Source organism: Streptomyces sp. NPDC059455 (assembly GCF_042750115.1).
Taxonomy (GTDB): domain Bacteria; phylum Actinomycetota; class Actinomycetes; order Streptomycetales; family Streptomycetaceae; genus Streptomyces; species Streptomyces endocoffeicus.
Window position 1 is genome coordinate 1 of record NZ_JBHYVB010000032.1, and the last position, 4,223, is coordinate 4,223.

The 4,223-nt window shown below is 71.4% G+C and carries 4 protein-coding genes; 3 read left to right on the forward strand and 1 reads right to left on the reverse strand.

The genetic code is table 11. The features are described from left to right. Positions 1-85 precede the first annotated feature (85 nt). A complete protein-coding gene (locus ACFXB5_RS14090; RefSeq protein WP_385206775.1) occupies positions 86-628 on the reverse strand; it encodes a MarR family winged helix-turn-helix transcriptional regulator in 543 nt (180 codons plus the stop codon). Between the two features lie 133 nt (positions 629-761). Here ACFXB5_RS14090 and ACFXB5_RS14095 point away from each other — a divergent pair, with 133 nt between their 5' ends. Genes ACFXB5_RS14095 through ACFXB5_RS14105 form a run of 3 tightly spaced genes read left to right on the forward strand, consistent with a single transcriptional unit; the run spans position 762 to position 3,997 of the window. Continuing rightward, a complete protein-coding gene (locus ACFXB5_RS14095) occupies positions 762-1,826 on the forward strand; it encodes an alkene reductase (RefSeq protein WP_385206778.1) in 1,065 nt (354 codons plus the stop codon). A 30-nt stretch (positions 1,827-1,856) separates the two neighbouring features. Next, a complete protein-coding gene (locus ACFXB5_RS14100; protein ID WP_385206780.1) occupies positions 1,857-2,756 on the forward strand; it encodes a helix-turn-helix domain-containing protein in 900 nt (299 codons plus the stop codon). Between the two features lie 59 nt (positions 2,757-2,815). Then, the gene (locus tag ACFXB5_RS14105; RefSeq protein ID WP_385206783.1) at positions 2,816-3,997 is read left to right on the forward strand and encodes an epoxide hydrolase family protein; all 1,182 of its coding nucleotides are present in this window, start codon (positions 2,816-2,818) and stop codon (positions 3,995-3,997) included. Positions 3,998-4,223: the final 226 nt, after the last annotated feature.

The following is a 4,223-nucleotide window of genomic DNA, read 5'->3' on the forward strand; positions in this document are numbered from 1 at the left end:
CCCCCAGCAAGGCAGTTGACTCCTACCACCGGCCTACGACCAACCCGACCGGCCGTCAACCCACACCGCCACCGGATTTAACGAACTACCGGTAGGGGTGCTCGGGGCCCTCTTCGCCCTCTTCCGCGGCGAGGTTCTTCTCGACCTTCATGAGGATCCTGGCGAAGGCCTCGCGCTCGCCGTCGTCGAGCCCGTCCAGGATGTGCTCCTCCAGCCGCGCCCAGGCCTCCGCGACCTTGGGTCGCAGGGCGTAGCTCGCCTCCGAGGCCCGGACGAGCATGACGCGCCGGTCCTGCGGATCGCGGGCGCGGGTGACATGCCCGCCCTGTTCCAGCCGCCGCAGCATCAGGGTCACCGTCGACGGGTCCAGGTCGAGCGCCCTCGCCAGCTCCGACTGCCGGACCGACCCCGCGTCCCACAGGGTCATCATCAGGAATTCCTGGCCGGAGCAGAGGCCGGTCGGGCGCAGCAACCTGCCCCCGGCGAGGCGGTGCAGGCGGGACACCCGCGCCAGGGTCTGACTGACGTGGCCGCCGTATCCGTCCTCCGCCGCGCCGGTGGGCTCGTCCTCCGCCGCGTCGATGTGCTCGGCCTTCGCCGCGCCGGGGTGCGGGAGCTCTGTGGTCATGGTGGCAAGGCTATCGTGGCCGACCAATCATTGGTCACCCAACGAATGGGCTATGGTGGCTTCGCCGCGAGATCATTGGTCGCCCAATGATCTCGTTGCCGACCGTTATGCCCCATCGACCCCGGGAGCCGTTGTGTCCACACCCTTCGATCCGATCGACCTTGCCGGGCTGCGGCTCCGCAACCGCCTGGTCATGCCCGCCATGGGACGTGCCCGTGCCTTCGGGCCCGGCAATACGGCCACCGACTCCATGGCCACGTACTACGCGCAGCGGGCCACGGCCGGGCTGATCATCACGGAGGGGGCGCAGCCGTCCGTGGTCGGCCAGGGCTTCCCCCACACCCCGGGGCTGCACAGTGCCGAGCAGATCGCCGCCTGGCGCCGCGTCACCGACGCGGTGCACGCCGAGGGCGGGGTGGTCTTCGCCCAGATCTCGCACGTCGGCAGGGTCGGCGACCCCGGCCTGCTGCCGGAGGGACTGGTACAGGTCGCTCCCTCGGCCGTCGCCGCACCCGGCCGACTGTTCACCGTCGACGGGATGAAGGACTTCACCACCCCACGCGAGCTGACCTCCCAGGAGGTGCGGGAGACGATCACGGATTTCGCCCAGGCGGCACGCAACGCCGTCGAGGCGGGGTTCGACGGGGTCGAACTGCACGCCGCCTACGGCTACTTGATCCACCAGTTCCTGGCCCCCAGCTCCAATCTGCGCACCGATGAGTGGGGTGGCTCGATCGAGGGCCGGGTCCGGTTCGCGGCCGAGGTGGTCGCGGCCGTGTCGGCGGCCATCGGAGCGCGGCGCACCGGGATACGGATCTCGCCGGGGATTCGCTACAACGGCATCGAGGAGCCCGACATCGAGGCCACGTACGTCCAGCTGGTGCGCCGCCTGAACGAGACCGGCCCCGCCTATCTGCACGTTGTCGAGGACTCCCGCGATCTGACCGGCATCCTCCGCAAGGAGTTCTCGGGAGCCCTCGTCCTCAACCCCGCGACGGACGGGTTCACCAGCGCGGAGGAGCTGGCGCTCATCGAGGACGGCACGGCCGACCTGCTGTCCCTCGGGGCGCTCTTCCTTGCCAACCCCGATCTTCCGGCCCGGCTGCGAGCGGGCGGGCCGTACAACACACCGGACGAGACGACCTACTACGGCGGCACCGACAAGGGGTACATCGACTACCCGTACCTGAACTCCTGAGGGCCGGCCCTCCTGGCCACGGTCGTGGCTATGCTCGATGTGGTGTGTGACGCTCCTGATTTCGACCTCGAGCCGTATGCCGGATTCGACGCGAACCCCTATGTCGAGCGGACGTTCAGCAGCTGGGACAGGCTCGGCTGGCGGTCGTTGCTGCTGCAGCGGTTCGATCACACCGCGCGGGTCGAGCGGATGGCGTTGCCCGCCACCGACGATCTGCACCTCGTCCTGACCGTCGCGGGCGACGCGGCCATGGAGACCTGTACCGGTGGGCGTTGGCGGCAGCGGCATTGGACGCCCGGACAGCTCGATATGGCGGTTCCGGGCGTGGCGTCGGTACGCCGCTATCGGTCCGTGGTCCCCATGCGGACCCTCCAGGTGCACATTCCACGGGTCACCGTCGCCCGTACGGTCGAGCAATTGGGCGGGGAGCGCGTCGACTACGAGCGGATGGCCGCCGCGGTGGCCTCGGGGGATCCGCTCGTCGAGCACACCATGCGGTCGTTGGGCGCGGCCGGCGAAGTCGACGACCTGTACGCGGAGTCCGCGGCGACGTTCCTCGCCGTGCATGTGCTCAGCTGCGGCGTCCGGCCACCGAAGGTGGACCGGTCGGGCGCCGCCGGACCCTGGGTGCACAAGGCCGTGGCGATGATGCGGGACCGGCTGGGCGGCCCCTTGACGGTGGCGGACCTGGCGGCCGAGGCCGGCTTCAGCGTGTACCACTTCATCCGGGCCTTCAAGGACGCCACGGGCCAGACGCCCCACCGCTATCTCACCCGGCTGCGGATCGAGGAGGCGCAGCGGCTGCTCCGGGCGGGTGGGCTGTCCGTCGCGCAAGTGGCCACGCGGTGCGGATTCGGCAGCCCCGGCTCGCTGTCCACGGCGTTCCTGCGGCATACGGGCGTACGGCCGTCGGCCTACCGCAATCGGTGATCGGTGGGCGGCAATCGTGCGCATTCCCGTGGCCCCGGGGCGCTTCTAGCGTTCGTGGCGTGCCAACTTCCTCACCGGGCGGAGCGACGCCCGACATCGAACCCTTCGCCATCTCCGTTCCCGACACCGACCTCGACGATCTGCGCCTGCGACTGGAACGGGTCCGGCTGCCCGAATCGGAGACCGTGGCGGACGCGTCCCAAGGTGTGCCGCTGGACCATATGCGGGCGCTCCTCGCGGCGTTGCGCGAGCTGGACTGGCGGGCACGCGAGAAGGCGTGGAACGCCATTGGCCACTTCCGCACGGTCATCGACGGCCTGGAGCTGGCCTTCTGGCACGTCCGGTCCCCGGAGCCCGGGGCGATGCCCCTGCTGCTGACGCATGGCTGGCCCGGGTCGATCCTGGAGTTCGAGCAGGTCATCGGCCCGCTCACCGATCCGGTCGCGCACGGTGGCGACCGGGCCGACGCCTTCGACGTCGTCGTTCCGTCACTCCCCGGGTTCGGCTTCAGCGGCCGTCCCGCGCGGACCGGGTGGAACCCCGCGCGGACCGCCGACGCCTGGGCGGCGCTGATGACCCGGCTGGGCTATGACCGCTTCGGCGCGCACGGTGGCGACTGGGGCGCGTTCATCAGCACCGAACTGGCCCGGCGCTTCCCCTCGCGGGTGACCGGCCTGCACCTGACGATGCCGGTGGCCTCACCGCTCCCGAGGGACCGCGACACCGCCACCCCGGCGGAGGCGCGGATGATCGAACGGCGTGATCTGCACCTGGCCGACGGCTATGGATTCGGCATCCAGATGGGCACCCGGCCGCAGACCCTCGGCTACGCGCTGGTCGACTCGCCCGCCGGACTGGCCGCCTGGCTCGGCGAGAAGTTCGCCGCCTACGCCGACACCCGGGCCGAGGCGGGCGGGGGAGTGAGCCTGGAGCGGCAGGCCGAAGGCATCGCTCTGTACTGGCTCACCGGGACGGGAGCGTCCAGCGCCCGCTGGTACTGGGAGGCGCTGCGCTGGACACCGCGCGGCGCCGAGGAGGAGAACGCCCTGCCGGTGACCGTGCCGACCGCGTGCACACTGTTCCCGGCCGAACCCTGGCCCACGGCCGAACGCTGGGCCGAGCGGCGCTATACGGATCTGCGGTCCTGGCACGAGATGGAGCTGGGCGGCCACTTCCCCGGACTGGAGCAGCCCGAGACGCTGGTGCGGGAGGTGCGGGACGCCTTCCGCGGTGTGCGGTGACGGGAAGTGGTGCGCCAAGCCGCGCTCAGGCCGCGTGCGTCACGGTGAACCGCTCGACGGCGTCCCACAGTTCACGCTCGCGCCGCGGGTCGTACGACTCCTCCGACGACCCCCCCCCCCGGGCGCCGGGGCCGTGAGAGCCCGGCGGTGCCGCGGTCGTGCCCACCACGACCACGGCCGGGGCGCCGCCCCCCGCCCCCCCGCGACCTCCGGCGAGACCGGCTGG